Consider the following 24538-nt stretch of genomic DNA (forward strand, 5'->3'; position numbering starts at 1 on the left):
CTCATTGCTCCTGCCGGATCTCGACGTTGCTCATGGTGGCGTGGATGCGGACGACGAGCGTGGAGCCCGGCTGTCCCGCGTTGAAGGTCTCGGAGTCCTGGGCCGTGAGCCCGGCGACCGACTTCGAGCCGAAGTGGACATTGCCCATCGTCGCGTCCGCCTCCACCCGCACGGGGATGTTCTTGGGGACCGTGACCGTCAGCTGGCTCATGGTGGCCTCCACCGGGACGACGGCGGTGGCCGACAGGGGGCCGGCGACGTCGAGCCCCCGCAGGTCCAGCTGCCCCGATGCGGCGGTGACCGAATAGCCCGATGTCGCCTGGGACAGGGTGGTGGGGGAGAGGTCGACGGGTCCCGGTGAGCGGCTCAAGTGGTACGCGGGCTGTGTGACGGCGGCGGTGGCCAGGGCGGCGACGGCGAAGAAGGAGAGGATCCCGGCCGAGCGCCCGCGGAGGCCGGCCACGATGATGCCCAGGCCGATGATGGCGGCGCCGGCGGCCCAGATCGCGCCCGAGGCCGGGTCGACGAGCGGATGGCCGCTGAGCTGGAACGCCAGCAGGAGCCCGCCGACGATGACGGCCAGGCCGACGACCACGGTGGTGAAGGGGCCACCGGGCCCGAGTCGGTACGGGCGCGGCAGGGCGGGCGGCGGAAGGGCCGCGGCCGACGGCGCCGGTTCACCCGGGGCGCCCGGAGCGGTGGGGTACAGCGGCGGGGGCGGGTAGAGCGGTGGGGGTGCCGCGGGGTGCGGCGCGGGGCTCCCGGACATGTCTCCGGCAGACGCCATGGGCGCCCCCGGCGTCCCTGCCGTGGACCGCGCTTCGGGCGCCCTGCGCGAGCGGTGCGACCGGGCGATGCTCGTCACGACGAGCACCGCGACAGCCAGCCAGAACAGGGCCCACACCGTCCCCCAGAGCGGGCCGTCGCCGCCGGCCTCGAACGCCAGTCCCGTGCGGGTCCCGCCGAGGCCCACGACGACGGCGATGAGGGCGCCGGTCATGCCTCCGGTCCACTGGCCCCGCATCGCCTGCTGGAGGTGGATGCGGCCGTCCGGCTCGGGGAGCAGGAGCCACAGGACCCCGTAGACGAGCAGCCCGACGCCGAGGAAGACCGACGCGAGGACGAACAGGCCGCGCACCAGGATCGGATCCACGCCCCAGCGGTGGGCGAGGCCGCTCGCCACGCCTCCCGCCCACCGGTCCGGCCCGCGGGAGAGGCCGAGGGCACGTACCCACGTGAAGAAGTCTGCGCCCGACTGTCCCGATGGACGGCCGGGGAACGGGGCTCCCGCGGGCCCGTGGGTCTGTTCCGTGCTCATGATGCTGTCCCTCCGAGCCGTGGGTCCGGCCCACTGCCTCCAGTGTCGGCAGGCGGATGCAGGGCTCCCAGAGGCCTTCGGCCCGGGCCGGCGCGCACTCCCCGGACACCTCTCGGCGGCCAGGGCAGCGGCGGCCGCTCCAGGATGCAGCGGCGGCCGCTCCAGGATGGAGCGGCCGCCGCTGGATCAGCTCACGCTGCCGGATCAGCTCACGCGGCAGGACCGCCTGCGCCGGGACCGCCCGCCCCGGGGCCCACGGGCCCTCGGCCGGGGCCGCCGGGGCCGATGCCCCTGGGCCGGACCCAGTCCTCGAGGATGATCCTCCCGTCCTGGTCGGGGACCACGATCCACGCCGCAAGGTAGACGAGGACCGCGGGCCCCGGGAGGAGGCAGAGGATGACGAAGACGATCCGCACGAAGGCGGGGTCGACGTTGAGCCTGTCGGCGATGCCGCCGAGCACGCCGCCGACGATCCGCCGTGGGCCGCGCCTGAGCCCCATCGAGCGGAGCGCGTCGAAGAACTTGTCCATGGTCTCTCCCTAGGGTGTGAAGGGTTGATGGGATGCTGCGGGTCTTCAGTCTGTGCGCTCTGAGCCGTCGCCGCGAGGCCCAAGGTCCTCGTACGGGCTCGGACGGGGTCCCGGTGCGGGCTGGGAGGGCTCGGCACCGCCCGGGGCGACCGCTGCGCCGTCGTCCGGGAGGGCCCTCCGCCGCCGCGCGGCGAGCAGGCCGCCGACCACGAGGCCGAGCCCGGCCAGGAGCAGGACGCCCGCGGCGGCGTATCCGGGATCGACGGTCAGCCAGCCGAGCCGGTTGGCGAACATGAGGGCTCCCAGGACGATCACCACTGCTCCCCACACGATCGTTCCGACGGCCGGCCCGGTGGCCTCGGGCCGCATCTGCTGCTGGGTGCTCATCTCAGCGCTCCTCGTTGACAGTGACCGAGCTCAGGGTGGCGTCGAGTTCGACGACGAGCGCGGGCCCGGACGTGCCGGAGTTGTAGGTGGTGGTGTCGTGCCGGCTGAGGCCGGTGGCGCGCCGGCCGTTCGCGGTGACGTCCGCGAGCGTCGTGGAGGTGCGCACCTCGACGGGGACGTCCTTCGGGACCGTGATCGTGAGGTCGCTCATCGTGGCCTTGACGGGGACCAGCGTCTCCGACGGGAGCGGGCGCGCGGTGTCGAGGCCGGACAGGTCGAGGCTGCCCCTCGCCATCGCGACGTCGTAGCCCCTCGCCGCCTCCTGCAGGCTCGCGGGGGCGAAGGCGACCTGGCTCGAGCGGACGCTCGCGAGCCGGTCGGCCCCCTGCGAGGCGGCGCTGCCGACGAGCGCGACGATCGCGAACAGCGTCAGGACCCCGGCCCGGCGGCCGCGGAGGCCGGCGACGAGGATGCCGAGGCCGAGGACCACCGCGATGGCGGTCCAGATCGTCCCCATCGCGAGCGGCACCGCCCCGGTGGCGATGACGGCGCCGAGGGAGCCCGCCGCGAGGGCCGCCGCACCGAGCACCACGAGCACGTAGGGGCCGGAGGCGCGCGGCCGCCGCGGCGGGTGCACCACGGTCGGTGCCGGGACATAGGGGCCGTAGTGGGGAGCGGCGTAGTGGGGGGCCGCGGAGTAGGCGGGGCCGGGCTGCGGCGAGTACGTATCGGCGTACGACGGCGGTGTCCCCGGCTTCGTGTAGGCGGTGTCACCGGCGCTCGGTACGCCTGCAGCGAAGGGGCCGTCCTGGCGCGCGTCGGCCGCCGGGTGCGGCGGTGCCGGCGGCACCGTCCCGCCGGGCCGGTGCGCCTCGGCCGTCCGGGAGGCGGTGTGCCTCCGGCTCCCGCGCACGATGCTGTAGATCCCGAAGCCCACGACGGCGACCCAGAACAGGCCCCAGAACGCCCCGCCGATCCCGTGGTCTCCGAACCAGAACCCCGCCCGGGCCCCGCCGAGGCCGATCACCGTGACGATGAGGCCGCCCGTCATGCCCGCCGTCCAGCGCCCGTGCGCTGCCTCCTGCGCATGGATGCGGCCGTCGGGCTCGGGCAGGAGCAGCCAGAGGAGGCCGTAGGCGAGGACGCCGACGCCCAGGAAGATCGCGGCGACGATGAAGAGGCCGCGGACCAGGATGGGGTCGATGCCCCACCGGTGCGCCAGGCCGCTCGCGACCCCGCCCATCCAGCGGTCGCGGCCGCGGACGAGGCCGAGCCCGCGGATCCAGCCGAAGAAGTCGCCCCCGCGGGGCGGGAGGGGGCGGGGCGCAGAGCCGGTGCCCTCCGCGGTGGGCCGCGCTTCGGGGCCGGGCTGCGGAAGCCCGGGCTGCGGGAGGGGGTCCGGCTGCTCGCCGGGGGACTGATCGGTGCTCATGCCCCCATCCTTCCGCCCGGCCCCGCGCGCCCCCATGGGGGGAGACCCTGAACGGACCCTGAACGGACCCCGGGAAGGGGGCCGCGGCGCCCCTGAGGGCACCGAGGAGTGCTTGGATGGATCCATGAACGCCGTGCCCGTGCGCCCTCCCCTCGTACGGGGAGAGGACCGTCTCATCGCAGGGGTCTGCTCCGGGCTCGCACGGCACCTGGGGATGCGCCCCGACGTGGTCCGCTGGATCATGGCCGTCGCCGCGGTCCTCGGCGGCGCGGGGATCGTCCTGTACGGCTGGCTGTGGGTCATGGTGCCCACCGCGGCCGAGGCGGCCCGCCGGGCCGCGCGCCGCCCGGCGTCGCCCATCGCGCCCGCGGTGTCCGAGCCGGTCCTCCCGCCGGCGGCCCCCCGCCAGGCCCCGCACGCGGCGCGGTACGCGCGCGAGGTGCTGCTCGGCGTCGTCCTCCTCCTCGGGGCGGTGGCGCTGGGCGGGTCCCTCATCGGGGTCCAGGTGCCGCTGGACACGATCGTGCCCGTTGCCGCCATCCTCGGCGGCGTGGCGCTGGCCTGGATGCAGCTGGACGAGGCGCGGCGCGAGAGGCTCGTCCGCGGCGCCGGCGCCGAGCGCTGGACGGGCTGGCTGCGCCTCGGAGCGGGGATCGCCCTGGTCGTGGCAGGCGTGACCCTGGCCGTGTCGGGCAGCCAGTGGAATGTGCTGGGCATGGCGCTGCTGGCCTCGTTCGCCGTGCTCGCCGGGGTGGCCCTCGTGCTGCTGCCGTGGGGCCTGAAGTTCTGGCGTGAGCTGGGTGCGGAGCGGGCCGCGCGGGTGCGGGAGGAGGAGCGGGCCGAGATCGCCGCGCACCTGCACGACTCGGTCCTGCAGACCCTGGCCCTCATCCAGCGCCGCGCCGGCAGCGAGGCGGACGTGACGCGCCTCGCCCGCGCCCAGGAACGCGAGCTGCGCGAATGGCTCTACCGGGATGCCCGCAGCGGCGAGGGCACCTTCGCGGATAGGATCGCCGCGCTCGCGGGCGAGGTCGAGGACCTGCACGGCGTCCCGGTCGACGTCGTCACCGTCGGCGAGCCCGAGGCCACCCGGACCGGCGGCACGTCGGCCCGCGACCGCCAGGACGCCCTCCTGCAGGCCGCCCGCGAGGCGATGCTCAACGCGGTCCGCCACGGCGCGGGCCCCGTCTCGGTCTATGCGGAGACGGGCAGCGACGCCACGGAGGTCTTCATCAAGGACCGGGGCCCCGGCTTCGACCTCGAGGCCGTGCCGGAGGACAGGCTGGGCGTGCGGGAGTCGATCGTCGGGCGCATGCGCCGGCACGGGGGCGAGGCGGCGATCGTGAGCGGACCGGACGGCACCGAGGTGCGGCTGCGGCTGCCGAGGACGGAGGAGACATGAGCACGGAATCGGGGCGGGAGCCCGTGGACGTCGTCATCGTGGACGACCACACCATCTTCCGGTCGGGGCTGAAGGCCGACCTCGACGAGCGCGTGCGCGTGGTGGGCGAGGCCGGGACGGTCGAGGGTGCCGTCGAGGCGATCGAGCAGCTCCGTCCCCGCGTCGTCCTCCTGGACGTCCACCTTCCGGGCGGCCTCGGCGGGGGAGGGCGCGAGGTGCTCACGCGGTGCGCGCCGCTCCTGCAGACGGTGCGCTTCCTCGCGCTCAGCGTCTCCGATGCGGCCGAGGACGTGGTCTCCGTGATCCGCGCCGGGGCCCGCGGCTACGTCACCAAGACCGCCTCGGGCCGCGAGATCACCGACGCCGTGCTGCGCGTCGCGGACGGGGACGCCGTGTTCTCGCCCCGCCTCGCGGGCTTCGTCCTCGACGCGTTCGGCACCCAGTCTGTGGCCGACGACGAGCTCGACAAGCTCTCCGCCCGCGAGCTCGACGTCATGCGGCTCATCGCCCGCGGCTACTCCTACAAGGAGACCGCGAAGGAGCTGTTCATCTCGGTCAAGACGGTCGAGACCCACGTCTCCGCGGTGCTGCGCAAGCTCCAGCTCACCAACCGGCACGAGCTCTCGCGCTGGGCCGCCGATCGCCGCATCTGGTAGCCCCGCCCCGTCTGAGTGTCACCTCCTGGGGGTCGCCTCCTGTGGGTGGACCCGCAGAAGCTGCCTCTCAGAAGGTGACTTTCAGAAGGTGACTTTCAGAAGGTGACTCTCAGAAGGTGACTCTCAGAAGCACGACGGCGGTGGCCCGCCTCCCGCGGGAGGCGGGCCACCGCCGTCGTGCTTCAGGAGGGGGCGAGCCCTACTTGGCCGTCCCGAGGAGTTCCTGGATGCGGCCCACACCCTCGGCGAGGTCGTCGTCGCCGAGCGCGTAGGAGAGGCGCACGAACCCGCTCGGGCCGAAGGCCTCGCCGGGGACGATCGCCACCTCGGCCTTGTCGAGGATGAGCGCGGCGAGCTCGGCCGAGGTGGCCGGGCGGATGCCGGCGATCTCCTTGCCGAGGATCCCGCGGACGTCGGGGTAGACGTAGAAGGCGCCCTTGGGCGTCGGGCAGTTCACGCCCTCGATGGCCGAGAGCATTCCCACCATCGTCTTGCGCCGGCGGTCGAAGGCGACCTTCATCTCCTCCACGGCGTCCAGCGGGCCCGACACGGCGGCGAGGGCCGCCATCTGGGAGACGTTCGCGACGTTGCTCGTGGCGTGCGACTGGAGGTTCGTAGCCGCCTTGATGACATCGGCCGGGCCGATCATCCAGCCCACGCGCCAGCCGGTCATCGCGTACGTCTTGGCCACGCCGTTGAGGATCACGACCCTGTCCCCGAGCTCGGGGACCGCGGTCGCGATCGAGGTGAACGGCACGCCGTCGTAGGTGAGGTGCTCGTAGATCTCGTCGGTGACCACCCACAGGCCCTTCGAGGCAGCCCACTGGCCGATCTCCTTGACCTGCTCGGGGGAGTACACCGCGCCGGTGGGGTTGGACGGCGAGACGAACAGCAGGATCTTGGTGCGCTCGGTGAGCGCGGCCTCGAGCTGGTCCACGGTGACGAGGTAGCCCTGCTCGGGCCCGGCGAAGACCTCGACCGGGACGCCGCCGGCGAGGCGGATGGACTCGGGGTAGGTGGTCCAGTACGGGGTGGGGAGCAGCACCTCGTCGCCCGGGTCGAGCAGGGTCGCGAACGTGTTGTAGACGGCCTGCTTGCCGCCGTTGGTGACCAGCACCTGGGACGCCTCGGCCTCGTAGCCGGAATCCCGCTTGGTCTTCGCGGCGATGGCGGCCTTGAGCTCGGGCAGGCCCCCGGCGGGGGAGTACCGGTGGAAGCGCGGCTGGCGCGCCGCCTCGATGGCGGCATCCACGATGTACTGCGGGGTCGGGAAGTCGGGCTCGCCGGCGCCGAAGCCGATGACGGGGCGCCCCGCGGCCTTGAGGGCCTTCGCCTTCGCGTCGACGGCCAGGGTGGCGGATTCTGCGATGGATCCGATGCGCTGGGAGACGCGGGCGGAGGTCATGGGGCAATCCTTCTTCTCGGGAGGCTGGTGGTACCTACTCTAGGCGCTCGGGCCCTGCCGCCACCGGCCGCCCCCGTCCCAGTTCGACGCCGGCGGGGATTGTGCGTAGACTTGACCCTCGGCGCCGGAAGCGGCGCGTGGTCTCCTCTGCCGGGACGCTGCTGGGCGCGGCCCCGCAGGATCCTTGGTAAGGTAGTCCACGGCGATTCCGCCGTCAGGTGGTTTCCACCGAAGGGCAGTGGCGCAATTGGTAGCGCAGCGGTCTCCAAAACCGCAGGTTGCAGGTTCGAGTCCTGTCTGCCCTGCGCAGGAACACAGCCCGGCTCCGTCCGGGCTGTTCCAGCACCCACAGAACGGATCCGGCGGGGAAGTCCTGCGGGCAGAGCGAGTGAGCGAGGAATCGGTTGACCGAAACAGCTTCAAGCAGTTCGGGCCGCCCCAAGCAGGCCAGGAAGCTTGGCTTCTTCGGCCGGATCGCGCTCTTTGTCCGGCAGGTGATCGGCGAGCTCCGCAAGGTCGTCACGCCGACCCGTCAGGAGCTGGTCAACTACACGCTCGTGGTGCTGGGGTTCGTCATAGTGATGATGGTGGTCGTGTTCGTCCTCGACTTCCTCTTCGGGATCGGCATCGGCTGGGTCTTCGGCGGGACGTCCACCACCAACTAGGCCTGGGTCCGCAGACCTCTGGCCCGGAACCGGGAGACCGGGACGGGGCAGGGTGTGCGGATGAGCCATTTAAGTCGCAACGAGTAAGTCGCACGAGGAAAGCAGGAGACTAAGTGTCTGAGCACGAGCTCGAGGATCGCGGGACCGAGCACGAGGAGTCGGCATTCGAGCCGGCCTTCTCCGACGCCGCTGCGCCCGTTGCCCCTGCCGCTTCCCCTGACGAGGCCGGCGACGACGAGGTTGTCTCCGACGAGGCTGAGCAGGCTCCGGCTGAGGAGGCTGAGGCCGAGGAGGCTCCGGCTGAGGAAGCCGAGGCCGAGGAGGCTCCGGTCGCCGAGGAGACGGCGCACGACGACGCCGCCTCCACGGGCGAGGACGTCGCCGAGGGCGAGGAGGCCGCCGAGGAGATCGACCCGGCCGCTGCCGCCGCCAAGGCCGCCGAGGACTTCCGTGCCAAGCTGCGCCGCCAGCCGGGCGACTGGTACGTCATCCACTCCTACGCGGGCTACGAGAACCGCGTGAAGTCGAACCTCGAGACCCGCATCCAGACGCTGGACATGGAAGACTACATCTTCGAGATCCAGGTCCCGATGGAGGAAGTCGTCGAGATCAAGAACGCCCAGCGCAAGATCGTGAACCGGGTCCGCATCCCGGGCTACGTGCTGGTGCGCATGGACCTGACCGACGCCTCGTGGGGCGCCGTCCGCCACACCCCGGGCGTCACCGGCTTCGTGGGCAACGCCCACAACCCGGTCCCGCTGACCCTCGACGAGGTCTTCTCGATGCTCGCCCCGGTGTTCGAGCAGGAGCAGGCTGCCGAGGCGAAGGCCGCAGGCAAGGCCGGCCAGAAGGCCCAGGCCGCGCCGGTCGCCGTGGACTTCGAGGTCGGCGAGTCCGTCATCGTCAAGGAGGGCCCGTTCGAGACCCTCCCGGCGACCATCTCGGAGATCAAGCCCGAGTCGCAGACCCTCGTGGTCCTCGTCTCGATCTTCGAGCGCGAGACCCCCGTGACGCTCGCGTTCAACCAGGTCGCGAAGATCTAGGACGCCGCACGGACGCCACGTCTGTACAATTGAAGACTTCGCCCCGGGACCGGATGCCTACCGGTGCCGGGGCGGTCGACTGCCTCGCCATGGCGGTCACCACCTGGGCGGCGCTCCTGCTGCTCCAGGAAGCGTAAGGAAGAAAAGGACCCTACATTGGCTCCCAAGAAGAAGGTCACCGGCCTCATCAAGCTGCAGATCCAGGCGGGCGCCGCCAACCCGGCCCCGCCGATCGGTCCTGCGCTCGGCCAGCACGGTGTCAACATCATGGAGTTCTGCAAGGCGTACAACGCCGCGACGGAATCCCAGCGTGGCAACGTCATCCCGGTGGAGATCACGGTCTACGAGGACCGCTCCTTCACCTTCATCACCAAGACCCCGCCGGCCGCTGAGCTGATCAAGAAGGCTGCGGGCGTCCAGAAGGGCTCCGCGACCCCGCACACGGTGAAGGTCGCCAAGCTCTCCGACGCCCAGGTCGAGGAGATCGCCAAGACCAAGCTCGAGGACCTCAACGCCAACGACGTCGAGGCCGCGAAGAAGATCATCGCCGGCACCGCCCGCTCCATGGGCATCACCGTCGAGGGCTAAGACCCACCCCGGGGGTCACCGCCCCCACACCGAACATCAACGACGCACGGCGAGTCCCGCCGTCGTCCGTGGCAGGGCCGAGCGCGGCCCACAATGACCACACCTGCACAAGGAGATCAAGAGCAGCATGGCAAAGCGCAGCAAGGCATACCAGGCAGCGGCCGAGAAGATCGAGGCCGGCAAGGTGTACTCCCCGGCCGAGGGCGTCGCCCTGGCCAAGGAGATCAACCCGTCCAAGACGGACGCGACGGTTGAGGTCGCGTTCCGCCTCGGCGTGGACCCGCGCAAGGCGGACCAGATGGTCCGCGGCACGGTCATCCTCCCGCACGGCACGGGCAAGACCGCCCGCGTCGTCGTGTTCGCGACCGGCGACAAGGCAGCGGCGGCCGAGGCCGCCGGCGCCGACGTGGTCGGCTCGGACGACCTGATCGAGCGCATCCAGGGCGGCTGGACGGACTTCGACGCCGCCGTGGCCACCCCGGAGCTCATGGGCAAGGTCGGCCGCCTCGGCAAGATCCTCGGCCCGCGCAACCTCATGCCGAACCCGAAGACCGGCACCGTGACCCCGGACGTGGCCAAGGCCGTGAACGAGATCAAGGGCGGCAAGATCGACTTCCGCGTCGACAAGCACTCGAACCTGCACTTCATCATCGGCAAGACCTCGTTCGACGCGCGCCAGCTCGCCGAGAACTACGCGGCCGCGCTCGACGAGGTGCTCCGCCTCAAGCCGTCCGCGTCGAAGGGCCGCTACATCCAGAAGGCCACCGTCGCCACGACGTTCGGCCCCGGCGTCCAGGTCGACCCGAACGCCACCAAGGTGATCATCGAGGGCTGATCAGCCCCACTCGCACCGCTGACGAGGGCCCCCTTCCCGCCCGTGGAAGGGGGCCCTCGTGCGTTCCCGCCCGCACGCGCGGGCGCGGCTAGACTGGCGCACATGAGCGCTGGCTACCGTATCGAACGGCTGCGCCTGCCCTCGAGGCTCGAGGGGCCGGAGGCCGAGGAGTTCCTGGAGTTCTCGCGCCTCACCGACGCCGTGCAGCGGCAGATCTGGGGGCACGAGGACCGCTGCTCGCCGCCGGAGTACCGGCTGCGGGTCTGGCGGGATTCGCCGTACGACCAGACGGCGCTGTTCTTCGCCCGTGCGGGGGGACGGATGGCGGGGCGCGCCTGGTGCCGGGTCTCGCTCAAGGAGGACCTGGACCGTGCGATGGTGCGCGCCGAGGTCCTGGACGACTTCTCGGGGCGGGGGCTGGGGCGCGCGCTGCTGGACGCGGCCCTCGAGGAGGCACGACGGCGGGGCCGCACCGTCGCGGACGCGTTCACCGAGCATCCCGTCCCCGCCTCCGGTCCGGCCGGCTCCGGCGGCTCCCCCGCCGAGGACGGCGCGGTGGTGCCCTCGACCGGCACCGGCGCCCTGCGGGCAGCCGAGAGGCCGGTGCGCTTCGCCCGCGCGGCCGGGTTCTCGCTGAACCAGGTGGTGCGGTTCAGCGCGCTGGACCTCGCGGCGCACGACGGCGGGTGGCCGGCCCTCGCGGCGGCGGCCTCGGCGAAGGCCTCGGCGGAGTACGAACTCATGACCTGGGAGGGTGTCCCGCCCGAGCACCGGGCGGGGATGGCGGAGCTGTTCGCGCGCATGTCCGTGGACGCGCCCCAGGGGGAGTCGCGGACGGACGCGGCGGTCTGGGACGCCGAGCGCGTCGCCGCGCTCGAGGCGATGCTCGCAGAGGCCGGCACGGTGCCGCTGTACGCCGTGGCCCGTCACCGGGCCACGGGCGAGTTCGCCGCGTACACGGCCCTGTGGGTCCGGCGCGGCAAGGAGGACGTGGCCGACCAGGACGACACCCTCGTGCGGGCGGGGCACCGCGGCCGGTCCCTCGGGATGTGGATCAAGCTCGCGAACCTGGCGCAGTACCGCGCCAGGTACCCTCAGGCGGCCAAGGTCGTGACCTTCAATGCCGAGGAGAACGCGCACATGCTCGCCATCAACGAGGCGATCGGCTTCCGCCCCGCGGGCCACGATGGCGAGTGGTACCGGAGCCTGCGGTGAACCGCCGCGGCGCGGAGTCCGCGCAGCGCCCGCCGCGCGAACGGCTGCGGCCCGAGCCCACGGCGACCGCCGTGGAGGCGCGGGCGCTCGCCACCGGCCTCGTGGCCGCGCTGGCCGGGCTCGTCGTGGCGCTCGTCGCCTTCGCCGGGCGCAGGCCTGCCCTCTCGGGCGACCACGGCGTCGGGGAGGTCGCCGGGCTCGTGGCGGGGGCAGCGGCGCTGATCGTGTTCCCGGTCGCGTACCGGCGCTCGTACGCCGATCCGGACCGGCGCTGGCTCGCCGGCCGTCCCCTGTGGCGGCGGCTGCTGGGCACGGTGGCGCTCGCCTTCGTGCATGCCGCCATCTCCTTCATGGTGGCCTGGGCCAGCTTCCAGATCTTCCAGCGCGCGTTCACGGGGCTGACGCTGGACGCGTTCGCGGCGTCCCTTCTGACTGCCGTGTCGGCTGCCCTCGCGGCCTACGCGGCGTACCAGTCGGGCTCGCGCATGGACAGCTACGTGCTCTCCAACCTGCTCGCGACCTTCCTGGGCGCGGGGATCCTCACGTCGATGGTGACGACGACCCGCTCCAACTGGTGGGAAGTCAACTTCAGCGTGCTCGGGGCCGCGGACTACGGGGTGGCGCTGGCCTTCAACGCGACGCTCGTGACGGCAGGGGTCGTGATCGCGCTCCTGGCCGAGTACATGACACGCGACCTGCGCGCCCTCGACGCACACCGGCGCCGGGCCGGCCTGGCCACGCCCGCCACACGCGAGCGGCCGCTGCTCGCGTGCCTCGTGCTGATGGGGGCGTTCCTCGTGTGCACCGGCCTCATCCCCGTGGACGTGTTCATGGCGGCGCACAACACCATGGCGACCTCCATGGCGGCCGCCTTCACGCTGCTCCTCGTCCGGACGCCGGCGTGGGTCCCGGGGCTGAGCCGGACGTTCTACGCGGCGGGCTACGCGCTGCTGGGCGCGGCCGTGGTCTCGGTCATGCTCTGGTGGCCGCTCGGGTACTACAACATGACCGCGATGGAGCTCGTGATCGCCGGCGTCGTGCTGGCATGGCTCGTCCTCTTCACGCGCAACGTAGCGGCCGCGGTCGAGGACGTGCGGCGGCACGAGGACGTCGTGCCCTGAAATCCGCATCGGATTAGCGCATATTTCCTTTCGCTAGCAAACAAGCCCTTCCCGCTCCGATCGGCGCATCCCTAGAGTGTGGCCCATGGCAGCCGGACCGATCCGACCAGGACTCGATGGCAGTGCCTCCGATGCGATGCTCGCGATGGGGCGCTTCTTCACCCGGTGGGAGGAGACAGACGACGGGCGCGCGGTGTTCCGCGAAGGCGGGCGCGCGGGAGACGTGTTCTACCGCGACAGGTGGAGCCACGACAAGGTGGTCCGTTCGACCCACGGGGTGAACTGCACCGGCTCGTGCTCGTGGAAGGTGTACGTCAAGGACGGCATCATCACCTGGGAATCGCAGCAGACCGACTATCCCTCCGTGGGGCCGGACCGGCCGGAATACGAGCCGAGGGGCTGCCCCCGGGGTGCGGCGTTCTCCTGGTACACGTACTCGCCGACCCGCGTCCGCTACCCCTACGTGCGCGGGCCGCTGCTCGAGATGTACCGCGAGGCCAAGCAGCGGCTGCGAGACCCGGTGGCCGCATGGGCGGACATCGTCTCAGACCCGGAGCGGCGCCGCCGCTACCAGAAGGCCCGCGGCAAGGGCGGCCTCGTGCGAGCGAGCTGGAACGAAGCCATCGAGATCGCCGCCGCCGCCCACGTCCATACGATCAAGGCCTACGGGCCCGACCGCTGTTCGGGATTCTCGCCGATCCCGGCCATGTCGATCGTGAGCCACTGCGTCGGCACCCGGTTCATCCAGCTCATCGGCGGCGTCATGACGAGCTTCTACGACTGGTATGCGGACCTGCCGGTCGCGAGCCCGCAGGTGTTCGGGGACCAGACCGACGTCCCGGAATCGGGGGACTGGTGGGACTCCACCTACCTCATGATGTGGGGCTCGAACGTCCCGGTCACCCGCACCCCGGACGCCCACTGGATGACGGAAGTCCGCTACCGCGGTACCAAGGTGGTGGTGGTCAGCCCGGACTACGCGGACAACACGAAGTTCGCCGACGAGTGGATGGCCCCGCAGGCAGGCACAGATGCGGCGCTCGCCATGGCCATGGGGCACGTGATCCTCAAGGAGTTCTATGTCGACCGTGAGGTGCCGTTCTTCACCGACTTCGCCAAGCGGTACACCGACCTGCCCTTCCTCATCACCCTCGTCGACTCCCCGGACGGCACTGGCCTCGTGCCCGGCAAGTTCCTTACTGCCGCGGACCTGCCCGGGCATGAACACGAGGCCGACTCGGCCTGGAAGACCGTCCTGCTCGATGCCGGCACCGGGGAGCCCGTGGTGCCCAACGGTTCGATCGGCTTCCGCTACAACTCCGCCGACGAGGGCCGGTGGAACCTCGATCTCGGCAGCGTCGACCCGCTGCTGTCCGCGGCCGACGGCGGCGGGGTGGCTCCGCCGTCGGAAGTCGCCGAGGTGATGTTCCCGTGCTTCGAGGCGGCAGACGGCTCGGGGTCCGTCCTGCGCCGCGGCGTTCCCGTGCGGACGGTGGCCGGCAAGACGGTCACCACCGTCTTCGACCTGATGCTCGCCCAGTACGGCGTAGCGCGTCCCGGCCTGCCGGGGCAGTGGCCCACAGGCTATGGCGACGCCTCGGTGCCCTACACCCCCGCGTGGCAGGAAGGCATCACCAACGTGCCCGTGGCCCAGTGCCTGCGGGTCGCACGTGAGTTCGCGAAGAATGCCGAGGACTCCAACGGCCGCTCGATGGTGATCATGGGGGCGGGCATCTGCCAGTGGTTCCACGGAGACGTGACCTACCGCTCGATCCTCTCGCTCCTGCTGCTCACGGGTTCGATGGGCCGCAACGGGGGCGGCTGGGCGCACTATGTGGGCCAGGAGAAGACGAGGCCGCTCACCGGCTGGGTCTCCCTCGCGAACGCGCTCGACTGGTCGCGGCCGCCGCGCACCATGACGGGCACGTCGTACTGGTACATGCACACCGGCCAGTGGCGCAATGACGGGTACTCGGCCGCGTCCCTCGCCTCTCCGCTGGCCGAGGGGAACCTCGACGGAATGCACACCGCGGACGCGATCGCGCAGTCCGCCAGACTCGGCTGGATGCCCTTCTACCCGCAGTTCGACCGCAACCCGCTGGACATCGCCGACGAGGCGCGGGCGGCCGTCGAGGCCGGCGTGGCGGAGTCCGAGGCCGCCTATGTCGCGGCGCAGCTCAAGGGCGGCTCCCTGCGCTCCGCGATCGATGACGTCGATGCCCCGGAGAACTGGCCCCGCACGCTCGTGCTCTGGCGCTCGAACCTGCTGGGCTCGTCCGCGAAGGGCAACGAGTACTTCCTCAAGAACCTCCTCGGTACCCACCACAGCGTGATGGGCACTGCGCTCGAGTCGCAGATGCCGCACCCGAGGGACGTGGCCTGGCGGGAGGAGACGCCGGAGGGCAAGCTCGATCTGCTTATGTCGGCAGACTTCCGCATGACCTCGACGACGCTCCTCTCCGACATCGTCTTCCCTGCCGCGACGTGGTACGAGAAGCACGACCTCTCCTCGACGGACATGCACCCCTACGTCCACGCCTTCAGCCCTGCGATCGATCCGCCATGGGAGACGAAGACGGACTTCGACATGTTCCACCAGCTCGCCCAGGAGTTCTCGCGGCTGGCACGCACACACCTCGGAACGCGGCGCGACCTCGTCACCGTCCCGCTCCAGCACGACACACCCGGACAGATCGCGCAGCCCGGCGGCGTAGTGCGCGATTGGCGTGACCCGGGCGTGCCAGCCGTCCCCGGCGTGACCATGCCCCAGGTGAGCGTCGTGGAGCGCGACTACACCGCGATCGGGCAGAAGATCGCGGCCATCGGCCCGCTCGCTGCGGAGAAGGGGTTCACGGTCAAGGGGGTCACGTTCGAGCTGGACCACGCCCTCAACCGGCTCGCCCGGGCCAACGGGGTCATGTCCCACGGAGTTGCGGCCGGCCTGCCGGCGATCGACACCGATGCGAAGCTCGCCGAGGCGATCCTGACCTTCTCCGGGACCACGAACGGCGAGCTCGCGGTCCAGGGGTTCAAAGAGCTCGAACGCCGCACCGGCCGCCGGCTCGCGGACCTCGCCGAGGGGTCCGAAGAGAAGGCCATCCGGTTCGCGGACACCCAGGCGGCCCCGGTCCCGGTCATCACGTCGCCGGAGTGGTCCGGGTCCGAGACCGGCGGGCGCCGGTACGCGCCGTTCACCATCAACGTCGAGCGGCTCAAGCCTTGGCACACGCTCACGGGCCGGATGCACTTCTTCCTCGACCACGATTGGATGAGGGACCTCGGCGAGGCCCTGCCCATCTACCGGCCGCCACTGGACATGCATCGGCTGTTCGGGGAGCCGCGGCTCGGACAGGACGGCATGGAGGTCACCGTCAGGTTCCTCACGCCGCACAGCAAGTGGTCGATCCACTCCGAGTACCAGGACAACCTGTTCATGCTCTCGCTCTCGCGCGGTGGCCCCACCTGCTGGATGAGCGCCGAGGACGCCGCCGCGATCGGCGTCGAGGACAATGACTGGATCGAGTGCGTCAACGCCAACGGGGTGTTTGTCGGCCGGGCCATCGTGAGCCACCGCATGCCGACCGGCGTCGTGTACGTGTACCACGCCCAGGAGCGCACGATTGACGTGCCGAAGTCGGAGGCCACGGGCCGGCGCGGTGGCATCCACAACTCGGCCACCCGCCTCCTCGTCAAGCCGACCCACCTCATCGGCGGCTACGCACAGCTCTCCTACGCGTTCAACTACCTCGGCCCGACTGGCAACCAGCGGGACATGGTCAGCACTATCCGCAAGCGATCCCAGGAGGTCACGTACTGATGGGTACCCGCCGCCGCACGCAGGGGAGGGCGTCATGAGGATCATGGCCCAAGTCGGCATGGTGATGAACCTGGACAAGTGCATCGGGTGCCACACGTGCTCGGTGACGTGCAAGCAGGCGTGGACCAACCGCGCCGGCACGGAGTACGTCTGGTTCAACAATGTCGAGACGAGGCCCGGACAGGGCTATCCGCGCAGGTACGAGGACCAGGAGCGATGGCGCGGCGGGTGGGAGCTGAACCGGCGTGGGCGCCTCCGCCTCAAGGGCGGTGGCCGCGTGAAGAAGCTCCTCGGCATCTTCGCGAGTCCAGTCCAGCCCGAGCTCGCGGACTACTACGAACCCTGGACCTATGACTACAAGACGCTCATCGAGGCGCCCCTCGGCGACGACTTTCCCGTGGCACGCCCCAAGTCCCTCATCACCGGCGAGGACACGAAGATCACGTGGAGCGCCAACTGGGACGACGACCTCGGTGGGTCCATGCAGAACGGAGAGCTCGATCCCATCGTCGCGAAGCTGCGCACTGAGTCGAACGAGAAGATCAAGTTCGAGTTCGAGAAGACCTTCATGTTCTATCTGCCGCGCATCTGCGAGCACTGCCTGAACCCCTCGTGCATGGCCTCGTGCCCCTCGGGCGCGATCTACAAGCGGGCCGAGGACGGGATCGTGCTCGTGGACCAGGACCGCTGCCGCGGCTGGCGCCAGTGCATCACGGGATGCCCCTACAAGAAGATGTACTTCAACCACAAGAGCGGCAAGGCCGAGAAGTGCACCTTCTGCTATCCCCGCATCGAGATCGGGCTGCCCACCGTGTGCTCCGAGACGTGCGTGGGCCGTCTGCGGTACTTGGGGATCTTCCTGTACGACGCCGATGCCGTCACGGCGGCGGCCTCGACCCCCGATCCGAAGGACCTCTACCAGGCCCAGCTCGACCTGCTCCTCGACCCCAACGACCCGGAGGTCATCGCGGCCGCGCGCCACGCCGGGATCCCGGAGGACTGGATGGACGCGGCGCGGCGGTCCCCGATCTACAAGCTGGCCAAGGTCTACCGGGTGGCCCTTCCCCTGCACCCCGAGTACCGCACCATGCCGATGGTCTGGTACATCCCCCCACTCTCCCCGATCGTCGACCTGCTCTCGAGCCAGGGACACGACGCCGAGGCCGCCGGCACCCTCTTCGGCGCGATCGACGCGCTGCGGATCCCTTCGGCCTACCTCGCCGAACTGTTCACCGCCGGGGACACGGAGGTCATCGACGGCGTCCTGCGTCGACTGGCCGGCATGAGGGCCTACATGCGGGGGATCTCCCTCGGAACGGGGGCTGACGAGTCGATCGCCGCCAACATCGGCATGGAGGGGAAGACGGTCCAGGAGATGTACCGGCTCATGGCCATCGCCAAGTACGCCGAGCGCTACGTCATCCCGACCGCGCACGTGGAGCAGGCGCACAACCTCGAGGAGATGGGGTGCTCCCTCGACTTCGAGGACGGGCCCGGCATGTACCCCTCGGACGCCTTCGGCGAGGGCAGCGGCAAGCCTGTGCCGGTCGCCGTCGAGACGTTCTATGCGCTCAAGGAGCGCCAGACCACCGACAGCGAGGTCCAGCCCGGGTCCCTGCGCGGCCGCGTGAACCTGCTCAACTGGGACGGCCGCGGTGTCCCGGAAGGCATCTTCCCGCCGAAGGGGGACGGCAGTGCGAGCGAGTGACTCTCACCGCCGCGTCCTGTACGCGGCGGCCGCTGCGCTGCTCGACTACCCGGGTCCCCGCCTCCGCGGGATGCTGCCTACGGTGCGCGCGGCGCTCGCCGAGCTTCCCGGACCGCTGCCGCGGCTCCTCGAGGGGACCGCGGCGCAGATCGCGGACAACGGCGAGGCGGTCGCCTGTCGCCGCTACGTCGATACCTTCGACCTCTCGCGCAGGCACGCCCTCCATCTGTCCTATTGGACGGATGGCGACACGAGGCGTCGCGGCGAGACGCTCGGGAAGTTCAAGCAGCGCTATCGGGAGAGCGGCTGGCTTGTGAACCTGGGCGGCGAGCTGCCGGACTTCCTGCCCCTCGTCCTGGAGTTCACCGCGCGCGTGGACTTCGCCGCCGGCCGTGAGCTCCTCCAGGAGTACCGGGCCAGCGTCGAGCTGCTGCGGATCGAACTGGCCGCCGACTCGCCCGTGTACGCCCCTGTCCTCGAGGCCGTCTGCGCAACGCTTCCTGGCCCCTCGCCCACCAGTCGGGCAGAGGCGATGGCGCTCGCCGGGCCGCCGCCCGTCGAGCAGGTAGGCCTCGAACCGTTCGACCCCCGGCTCCTGCCGCTCGCCGAGCGACGGTCCGGGGCGCCGCGGGAGCTTGCGGAAGGAGCGCGCTGATGGACGTCCTGCTCTGGGGCGTTGCCCCGTACCTCATGGTGCTCATCCTGGTGGGCGGCAGCATCTGGCGGTACCGGTACGACCAGTTCGGCTGGACCACCCGCTCCTCGCAGCTGTACGAGTCCCGGCTGCTGCGGATCGGATCCCCGCTCTTCCACTACGGGCTGGTCTTCGTCATCGCGGGGCACTTCGTGGGGCTGGTGATCCCCAAGGCCTGGACCCAGGCCGTCGGCATGTCCGAGGCGCTCTACCACGCGCTCGCGCTCTCCGTGGGCCTCATTGCGGGAGTCTCCACGCTGGCGGGCATCGTGCTGCTCATCGTCCGGCGGCGCCGCACGGGGCCGGTGTTCATGGCGACCACCCGCAACGACAAGGCGATGTACGTCTTCCTCGTCGGCGCGATCGCCCTCGGGGTGTGGACCACGCTCGTCTCGGCGGCCCAGCCCGGCTCGGCCGCCTTCGACTACCGGGAGACTGTGAGCCCCTGGTTCCGGTCGCTGTTCGTGTTCCAGCCCGACGTCGCCTCCATGGCGGCGGCGCCGATGGAGTTCAAGTGGCACACCCTCGTGGGCATGGCGCTCTTCGCCCTGTGGCCGTTCACCCGGCTCGTCCACGCGCTCACGGCCCCGTTTCACTACCTGTTCCGGCCCTACATCGTCTACCGCACCCGTGACGAGGGTGCGTCGCCCGGCGCCCGCCGCACCCGGCGAGGCTGGGAGACCACCGGCACCCGCGACCGGGACCGCTGAGCACAGGCCCAGGCCGCCAGACGCCAGGAGGAACAGTGAGCACACGAGATCCCTCTCCCCGCCCCACGGCCGGTGCCGCCGCCCTGGACACGGCACGGCCCGGCGCAGCCCGCAACCTGACCCTGGCCACCCTCGCCTCGGTGGTGGGCTTCTGGGGCTGGACGGTGATCGCGCCCCTCGGCACCCGCTACGCGCATGACCTAGGGCTCAACGCGGCGCAGACGGGCGCGCTCGTCGCGATGCCAGTGCTCGTCGGCGCGGTCGGCCGCGTGCCCGTCGGCGTCCTGACCGACAAGTTCGGCGGCCGGCGCCTCCTGATAACCATCCTCGTGCTGACCGCCCCTCTCGTCCTGCTCGTCGCGCTCGCTGGCAGCCTGAAGTCATACGGGCTCCTGCTCGGCGTCGGGTTCTTCCTCGGCGTCGCGGGAACCGTGTTCACCGCCGGAATCCCGTTCTCGGCAGCGTGGTACCCGAAGACCCGGCAGGGGTTCGCGACCGGCATCTTCGGGATGGGCATGGGCGGCACGGCCCTCTCAGCCTTCCTGACTCCCCGACTGGTGACGGCCTTCGGCTACTGGCCCACGCACGTCATCATCGCCGTCCTCCTCGTGGTCACGGCGGTGATCGTCTTCTTCTTCATGCGCGAGTCCCCGACGTGGACCCCGGTCACGCACGGCAGCTTCGGCAAGCTCGTCGCCGCCGCCAAGATGCCCGTCACCTGGCAGCTCTGCTTCCTCTACGCCGTGGTCTTCGGCGGCTTCGTCTCGTTCAGCACCTATCTGCCCACGTACCTGAGGGACATCTACAGCTTCGACCTCACGGCCGCCGGGACGCGCACGGCAGGCTTCGCACTCGCGGCTGTCATCGCACGGCCGATCGGCGGCATCATCGCCGACCGCATCGGGCCGAGGTCGGTGGTGCTCGTCTCGCTCGCCGGTGTCGCGGTCCTGGCCTTCGTCGTGAACATGCAGCCGCCCCCCGAGGTCCCCACGGGGCTGACCTTCCTGGCCATGGCTGCGGCGCTCGGCCTCGGCACCGGTGGCGTCTTCGCCTGGGTCGGCAGGCAGGCTCCTGCGGGGACGGTCGGCGCGGTCACCGGGGTCGTCAGCGCGGCCGGGGGCCTCGGCGGGTACTTCCCGCCGCTAGTCATGGGAGCCACGTACAACGCACAGCAGCATTCGTACGCGATCGGTCTGCTGCTCCTCGTCGCCACGGCGCTCGTGGCCCTCGTGCTGGCGGCCCTCATGGGCCGCAGCCGCGCAGTCCAATCCCGTTGAGGGGTCATGTCCCTGCGTTGAGGGGTCATGTCCCCGCGCCCCCGAGTGCGAGACTGGGCCCATGCTGCTCGCCGAGCTAGTCTCCACCGCCGACGCGGTCGCGTCCACCCGTTCCCGGAAGGCCAAGGTCGAGGCGCTCGCGGGACTACTGCGCCGCATCGCCGAGGAGTCCCCACGCGAGGTCGGCACCGCCGTCGCCATGCTCGTCGGGAAGCCGCGCCAGGGCCGCGTCGGCGTCGGCTGGCGCGGGCTCTCCCGCACCCGCGGCGAGGCACCGCCCGCAGCCCAGCCCTCGATCACGGTGGAAGGCTTCGACGCACTGCTCGACCGCCTCGCCGCGACATCGGGGGCGGGGTCCGAGGCGGTGCGCACCGGGCTGCTGGCAGCGTTCCTGCGGCGCGCCACGGAACGCGAGCAGCGGTTCGTCGTCGGCGTGCTGCTCGGCGAGCTGCGCACGGGGGCCCTCGAGGGCGTGCTCGTGGACGCTCTCGCGCGCGCCGGGGGCTGGCCGGCCGCGCTGGTCCGGCGCGCGGCGATGCTCTCGGGCGATCTGGGGGAGACGGCGCGGATCGCGCTCATGGGGACCGAGGAGGACCTGCGCGGCGTCGGCCTCCTCGTCGGCCGGCCGGTGCTGCCCATGCTCGCCGCCTCGGCGGCGACGCCCGCCGAGGCCCTGGCCGCCACCGGGGAGGCCTCGGTCGAGTTCAAGCTCGACGGCGCCCGGATCCAGGTCCACCGCTCAGGCGACGACGTGCGCGTCTTCACCCGGAGCCTGGCCGACGTCACCCACCGGGTGCCCGAGGTCGTCGACGTGGTGCGTGCGCTGCCCGTGCGCGAGGCCATCCTCGACGGCGAGACGCTCACCCTCGATGAGGGCGGGGCGCCCAGGCCGTTCCAGGAGACCATGTCCCGCTTCGGCGCCGAGCGGGCGCGCGATGCCGTCCTGCACCCCTGGTTCTTCGACGTGCTGCACGTCGACGGGCGTGACCTCCTCGACGAGCCCCTGGCCGTGCGCCGCGCCGAGCTGGCGAGGGTCGCGCCGGGCCTCATCGTCCCGGGCGAGGTCACCGCCGACCCGGACACGGCCGAACGGATCTCCCGGGAAGCGCTCGCCGCCGGCCACGAAGGGGTGGTGGTGAAGGCCATCGGCTCCCTCTACTCTGCCGGGCGCCGGGGCTCGAGCTGGATCAAGGTCAAGCCGGTGGCGACGTACGACCTCGTGGTGCTCGCCGCAGAGTGGGGCAGCGGCCGCCGGCAGGGCTGGCTCTCGAACCTTCATCTCGGCGCCTACGATCCGAGCGGCGAGTTCGGCGAGCCCGGCAGCCTCGTGATGGTCGGGAAGACGTTCAAGGGCCTCACGGACGAGCTCCTGCGGTGGCAGACCGAACGGTTCCTGGACATCGAGGCGCGCCGCGACGGCCACACGGTCTTCGTCGAGCCCACCACGGTCGTCGAGATCGCCATCGACGGCGTGCAGCGGTCGAGCCGCTACCCCGGCGGCGTCGCACTGCGGTTCGCGCGCGTGAAGCGGTACCGGGAGGACAAGGACCCCGCGGCTGCCGACACCATCCAGTCGCTGCGGTCTCTGCTGACGTAGGCGGGCGGGGCCGCGATGGGTGCGCGGCCGGCGTCGTTGATCCCCCGATTTGGCCGGGCCGAGGATCGTCCCGTACAGTTGAAGCACCAAAGACCGCCGGTCGTTGGATCGTGTGTGCCGAGAAGCGGCCCGCACCTCCACCGAAGGTCCCCGATTTCGTGGGGCGGCCTGCGCAGGTGAACTGAGCGAATGCTCGCGGCCCCAGGCCGCGCAGACCACGCCCCGTGCACTTGCGCGGGGCGTTCGACGTTTCACGGGCCCGCCCCCACCGGCTTCTGTTCCCCGGAAGGAGGGTTATGGCAACGCCTACCAAGGTGGCAGCTGTCGAGGAGATCACCAAGGATTTCCAGGAGTCGAACGCTGCAGTCCTGACCGAATACCGTGGGCTCTCCGTCGCCCAGCTCAAGAAGCTGCGTCGTGCGCTCGGCACCGACAACAAGTTCTCGGTCGTCAAGAACTCCCTGACCGCCATCGCTGCCAAGGAAGCGGGTGTCGACGCGTTCGACGGCCAGCTCGCCGGCCCCACCGCGATCGCGTTCATCAAGGGTGACGCCGTTGCGGCCGCCAAGAGCCTGACCGACTTTGCCAAGGACAACAAGCAGCTGGTCATCAAGACCGGCTTCTTCGAGGGCAAGGCGCTCGACGCGAGCGAGGTCGCCGCACTGGCGGCCCTGGAGTCCCGCGAGCTGCAGCTCGCACGGGTTGCGGGTGTCCTCAAGGCGCCCATGGCCGCGGCTGCGCGCATCATCGACGCCCTGCGTCTCAAGCTCGAGGAGGAGGGCGGCGCTCCGGCTGCCGCCGAGGCTCCCGCTGCCGAGTCCGAGGCCCCCGCTGCTGAGGAGGCTCCGGCTGACGCCGAGGCCGCCCCGGCCGCTGCCGAAGAGAACTGATTCTCTTCCCCCACCCCCATATTCTCGGCGCCCCGCCCACTGCGGGCGGACGCCACCCAAGTGAAAGGACGCCAACCATGGCGAAGCTCACCCAGGACGAGCTGATCGAGGCCTTCAAGGAGCTCTCCATCATCGAGCTCTCCGAGTTCGTGAAGAAGTTCGAGGAGGTCTTCGAGGTCACCGCTGCTGCCGTGGCCGTCGCGGGCCCCGCTGCCGGCGGCGAGGCCGCTGCCGAGGAGGAGAAGACCTCCTTCGACGTCATCCTCGAGGCCGCTGGCGACAAGAAGATCGCGGTCATCAAGGAGGTGCGCGCCCTGACCTCCCTCGGCCTGAAGGAGGCCAAGGACCTCGTCGACTCGGCCCCCAAGGCCGTCCTCGAGGGCGCGACCAAGGAGGCTGCCGACAAGGCCAAGGAGACCCTCGAGGCCGCCGGCGCCACGGTCACCCTCAAGTAGGTTCTACCCGCTTGATCCGGAGCCCCGGCTCTGGACGAAGGGCCCCGCAGTCCACACGGACCGCGGGGCCCTTCCGCGTCTCCGCCCCTCACCCCGCCGAGGTCACCCGGGGGAGTGCGAGGTCCCCCCGGGGCCCTCTGCGCACGCACCGTGGTGCAACAGTTCACGTCTCGCACGAGCGAGCTGCGGAAGTTCACTTCTCGTCCTGCAGTCCACAGAAGGCGCACTCCTGGGCGAAACGTGGACTGCCACCGGCCTGGGGGTCAGGCGGGCTCGCTGATGTCGGCGATCGTCGCCCCCAGCGCCGCGAGCAGCTCCGAGGCGTCCACGAACGCGCTCAGCCCGTGCGCTCCGGCCCCGAGGGAGATGCGCCCCGAGATCGACGCGTCGGCCGACACCGGCCACGGCGTCGAGGACCCCAGGGGCGTGATGGTGCCGCGCTCGTACCCGGTCGCCGCAAGGGCCACGTCAGCGGGCGGCATCGAGAGCCGGTTGACCCCGAGCAGTCCCCGGAGCTTGGGCCAGGAGATCTGCCGGTCGCCCGGGATGAGCGCGAACAGGAACGAGCCGTCCGGGTGCTTGACCACGAGCGACTTCACGATCTCCCGCGGCTCGATCCCGAGGTTCGCCGCCGCCTCCTCGAGGCTGCGGGCGCGCCCGCGCTCGGCCACCTGGACGTCGATCCCGTGGGCGGCGGCGTCGGCGAGGAACCTCGCGTGGCCGTCGCCTGAGGCGGCCGACGCCGGCCCCTCGCCTGCCGCGGGAGCCGGCCCCGCGCCGTCGTGCGTCATGG

22 protein-coding genes and 1 tRNA gene are annotated in these 24538 nt (G+C 71.2%); 17 read left to right on the plus strand and 6 right to left on the minus strand.

Features of this window, described 5'->3' with window-relative positions:
• Position 1 precedes the first annotated feature (1 nt).
• From ACVWWH_RS01740 to ACVWWH_RS01755, 4 genes are all read right to left on the minus strand, one after another.
• Positions 2-1318 carry a PspC domain-containing protein gene (locus ACVWWH_RS01740; RefSeq protein WP_457315389.1) on the minus strand — a complete coding sequence of 439 codons (1317 nt, stop codon included), beginning with the start codon at positions 1316-1318 and terminating at the stop codon, positions 2-4.
• Between the two features lie 209 nt (positions 1319-1527).
• Positions 1528-1848: a PspC domain-containing protein gene (locus tag ACVWWH_RS01745; protein WP_457315390.1), complete on the minus strand. Its 321-nt coding sequence runs from the start codon at positions 1846-1848 to the stop codon at positions 1528-1530.
• A 45-nt stretch (positions 1849-1893) separates the two neighbouring features.
• Positions 1894-2235 carry a hypothetical protein gene (locus ACVWWH_RS01750; protein ID WP_457315391.1) on the minus strand — a complete coding sequence of 114 codons (342 nt, stop codon included), beginning with the start codon at positions 2233-2235 and terminating at the stop codon, positions 1894-1896.
• 1 nt (position 2236) lies between these two features.
• Entirely contained in the window at positions 2237-3667 is a 1431-nt protein-coding gene (locus tag ACVWWH_RS01755) for a PspC domain-containing protein (protein WP_457315392.1), read from the minus strand.
• 124 nt (positions 3668-3791) lie between these two features.
• Between ACVWWH_RS01755 and ACVWWH_RS01760 the strand changes: the two genes are divergently transcribed.
• Entirely contained in the window at positions 3792-5069 is a 1278-nt protein-coding gene (locus tag ACVWWH_RS01760; protein ID WP_457315393.1) for an ATP-binding protein, read from the plus strand.
• A complete protein-coding gene (locus tag ACVWWH_RS01765) occupies positions 5066-5725 on the plus strand; it encodes a LuxR C-terminal-related transcriptional regulator (protein WP_066499609.1) in 660 nt (219 codons plus the stop codon). The genes ACVWWH_RS01760 and ACVWWH_RS01765 overlap by 4 nt, the downstream gene beginning before the upstream one ends.
• A gap of 199 nt (positions 5726-5924) precedes the next feature.
• Here ACVWWH_RS01765 and ACVWWH_RS01770 read toward each other — a convergent pair whose 3' ends face one another.
• A complete protein-coding gene (locus ACVWWH_RS01770; RefSeq protein ID WP_457315394.1) occupies positions 5925-7130 on the minus strand; it encodes a pyridoxal phosphate-dependent aminotransferase in 1206 nt (401 codons plus the stop codon).
• A 232-nt stretch (positions 7131-7362) separates the two neighbouring features.
• Between ACVWWH_RS01770 and ACVWWH_RS01775 the strand changes: the two genes are divergently transcribed.
• The 15 genes from ACVWWH_RS01775 to rplL all read left to right on the plus strand — a co-directional run bounded on the left by ACVWWH_RS01775 (position 7363) and on the right by rplL (position 23745).
• Positions 7363-7435, plus strand: a tRNA-Trp gene (locus tag ACVWWH_RS01775).
• 99 nt (positions 7436-7534) lie between these two features.
• Positions 7535-7795: a preprotein translocase subunit SecE gene (secE, locus tag ACVWWH_RS01780; protein WP_066499600.1), complete on the plus strand. Its 261-nt coding sequence runs from the start codon at positions 7535-7537 to the stop codon at positions 7793-7795.
• A gap of 113 nt (positions 7796-7908) precedes the next feature.
• Positions 7909-8838: a transcription termination/antitermination protein NusG gene (nusG, locus tag ACVWWH_RS01785; RefSeq protein WP_457315395.1), complete on the plus strand. Its 930-nt coding sequence runs from the start codon at positions 7909-7911 to the stop codon at positions 8836-8838.
• A 156-nt stretch (positions 8839-8994) separates the two neighbouring features.
• Positions 8995-9426, plus strand: coding sequence for a 50S ribosomal protein L11 (gene rplK, locus ACVWWH_RS01790; RefSeq protein WP_066499596.1), 432 nt, complete (start codon positions 8995-8997; stop codon positions 9424-9426).
• Positions 9427-9553: 127 nt separating this feature from the next.
• Positions 9554-10261, plus strand: a complete 708-nt coding sequence (gene rplA, locus ACVWWH_RS01795; protein WP_066499593.1) for a 50S ribosomal protein L1 — start codon at positions 9554-9556, stop codon at positions 10259-10261.
• A gap of 102 nt (positions 10262-10363) precedes the next feature.
• Positions 10364-11476, plus strand: coding sequence for a GNAT family N-acetyltransferase (locus ACVWWH_RS01800; RefSeq protein ID WP_457315396.1), 1113 nt, complete (start codon positions 10364-10366; stop codon positions 11474-11476).
• Entirely contained in the window at positions 11473-12597 is a 1125-nt protein-coding gene (locus ACVWWH_RS01805) for a hypothetical protein (RefSeq protein WP_457315397.1), read from the plus strand. Before ACVWWH_RS01800 ends, ACVWWH_RS01805 begins: the two co-directional genes overlap by 4 nt.
• 85 nt (positions 12598-12682) lie before the next feature.
• Entirely contained in the window at positions 12683-16414 is a 3732-nt protein-coding gene (locus tag ACVWWH_RS01810; RefSeq protein WP_457315398.1) for a nitrate reductase subunit alpha, read from the plus strand.
• A 34-nt stretch (positions 16415-16448) separates the two neighbouring features.
• The gene (gene narH / locus ACVWWH_RS01815; protein WP_457315399.1) at positions 16449-18122 is read left to right on the plus strand and encodes a nitrate reductase subunit beta; all 1674 of its coding nucleotides are present in this window, start codon (positions 16449-16451) and stop codon (positions 18120-18122) included.
• Positions 18109-18777, plus strand: coding sequence for a nitrate reductase molybdenum cofactor assembly chaperone (gene narJ / locus ACVWWH_RS01820; RefSeq protein ID WP_457315400.1), 669 nt, complete (start codon positions 18109-18111; stop codon positions 18775-18777). The genes narH and narJ overlap by 14 nt, the downstream gene beginning before the upstream one ends.
• Entirely contained in the window at positions 18777-19526 is a 750-nt protein-coding gene (gene narI / locus ACVWWH_RS01825) for a respiratory nitrate reductase subunit gamma (RefSeq protein ID WP_457315401.1), read from the plus strand. The genes narJ and narI overlap by 1 nt, the downstream gene beginning before the upstream one ends.
• Before the next feature lie 35 nt (positions 19527-19561).
• Positions 19562-20803 (plus strand): nitrate/nitrite transporter, encoded by a 1242-nt coding sequence (locus tag ACVWWH_RS01830; protein ID WP_457315402.1) that lies wholly within the window; start codon positions 19562-19564, stop codon positions 20801-20803.
• A gap of 61 nt (positions 20804-20864) precedes the next feature.
• Entirely contained in the window at positions 20865-22400 is a 1536-nt protein-coding gene (locus ACVWWH_RS01835; RefSeq protein ID WP_457315403.1) for an ATP-dependent DNA ligase, read from the plus strand.
• Positions 22401-22696: 296 nt separating this feature from the next.
• Positions 22697-23290 (plus strand): 50S ribosomal protein L10, encoded by a 594-nt coding sequence (rplJ, locus tag ACVWWH_RS01840; protein WP_447419637.1) that lies wholly within the window; start codon positions 22697-22699, stop codon positions 23288-23290.
• Positions 23291-23367: 77 nt separating this feature from the next.
• The gene (gene rplL, locus ACVWWH_RS01845) at positions 23368-23745 is read left to right on the plus strand and encodes a 50S ribosomal protein L7/L12 (protein WP_066499568.1); all 378 of its coding nucleotides are present in this window, start codon (positions 23368-23370) and stop codon (positions 23743-23745) included.
• Positions 23746-24008: 263 nt separating this feature from the next.
• Here rplL and ACVWWH_RS01850 read toward each other — a convergent pair whose 3' ends face one another.
• Positions 24009-24536, minus strand: coding sequence for an aminoacyl-tRNA deacylase (locus tag ACVWWH_RS01850; protein ID WP_457315404.1), 528 nt, complete (start codon positions 24534-24536; stop codon positions 24009-24011).
• Positions 24537-24538: the final 2 nt, after the last annotated feature.

The organism is Sinomonas sp. RB5 (assembly GCF_054063535.1).

Excerpts from the sequence above, each read along its gene's own strand:
- rplL (WP_066499568.1), top strand. The coding sequence starts at position 23,368 with ATGGCGAAGCTCACCCAGGACGAGCTGATCGAGGCCTTCAAGGAGCTC.
- ACVWWH_RS01755 (WP_457315392.1), bottom strand. The coding sequence starts at position 3,667 with ATGAGCACCGATCAGTCCCCCGGCGAGCAGCCGGACCCCCTCCCGCAG.
- rplJ (WP_447419637.1), top strand. The coding sequence starts at position 22,697 with ATGGCAACGCCTACCAAGGTGGCAGCTGTCGAGGAGATCACCAAGGAT.
- narH (WP_457315399.1), top strand. The coding sequence starts at position 16,449 with ATGAGGATCATGGCCCAAGTCGGCATGGTGATGAACCTGGACAAGTGC.
- ACVWWH_RS01750 (WP_457315391.1), bottom strand. The coding sequence starts at position 2,235 with ATGAGCACCCAGCAGCAGATGCGGCCCGAGGCCACCGGGCCGGCCGTC.
- ACVWWH_RS01760 (WP_457315393.1), top strand. The coding sequence starts at position 3,792 with ATGAACGCCGTGCCCGTGCGCCCTCCCCTCGTACGGGGAGAGGACCGT.
- ACVWWH_RS01835 (WP_457315403.1), top strand. The coding sequence starts at position 20,865 with ATGCTGCTCGCCGAGCTAGTCTCCACCGCCGACGCGGTCGCGTCCACC.
- narI (WP_457315401.1), top strand. The coding sequence starts at position 18,777 with ATGGACGTCCTGCTCTGGGGCGTTGCCCCGTACCTCATGGTGCTCATC.
- ACVWWH_RS01810 (WP_457315398.1), top strand. The coding sequence starts at position 12,683 with ATGGCAGCCGGACCGATCCGACCAGGACTCGATGGCAGTGCCTCCGAT.
- ACVWWH_RS01800 (WP_457315396.1), top strand. The coding sequence starts at position 10,364 with ATGAGCGCTGGCTACCGTATCGAACGGCTGCGCCTGCCCTCGAGGCTC.
- ACVWWH_RS01740 (WP_457315389.1), bottom strand. The coding sequence starts at position 1,318 with ATGAGCACGGAACAGACCCACGGGCCCGCGGGAGCCCCGTTCCCCGGC.
- ACVWWH_RS01770 (WP_457315394.1), bottom strand. The coding sequence starts at position 7,130 with ATGACCTCCGCCCGCGTCTCCCAGCGCATCGGATCCATCGCAGAATCC.
- ACVWWH_RS01745 (WP_457315390.1), bottom strand. The coding sequence starts at position 1,848 with ATGGACAAGTTCTTCGACGCGCTCCGCTCGATGGGGCTCAGGCGCGGC.
- rplA (WP_066499593.1), top strand. The coding sequence starts at position 9,554 with ATGGCAAAGCGCAGCAAGGCATACCAGGCAGCGGCCGAGAAGATCGAG.
- ACVWWH_RS01850 (WP_457315404.1), bottom strand. The coding sequence starts at position 24,536 with ATGACGCACGACGGCGCGGGGCCGGCTCCCGCGGCAGGCGAGGGGCCG.
- ACVWWH_RS01765 (WP_066499609.1), top strand. The coding sequence starts at position 5,066 with ATGAGCACGGAATCGGGGCGGGAGCCCGTGGACGTCGTCATCGTGGAC.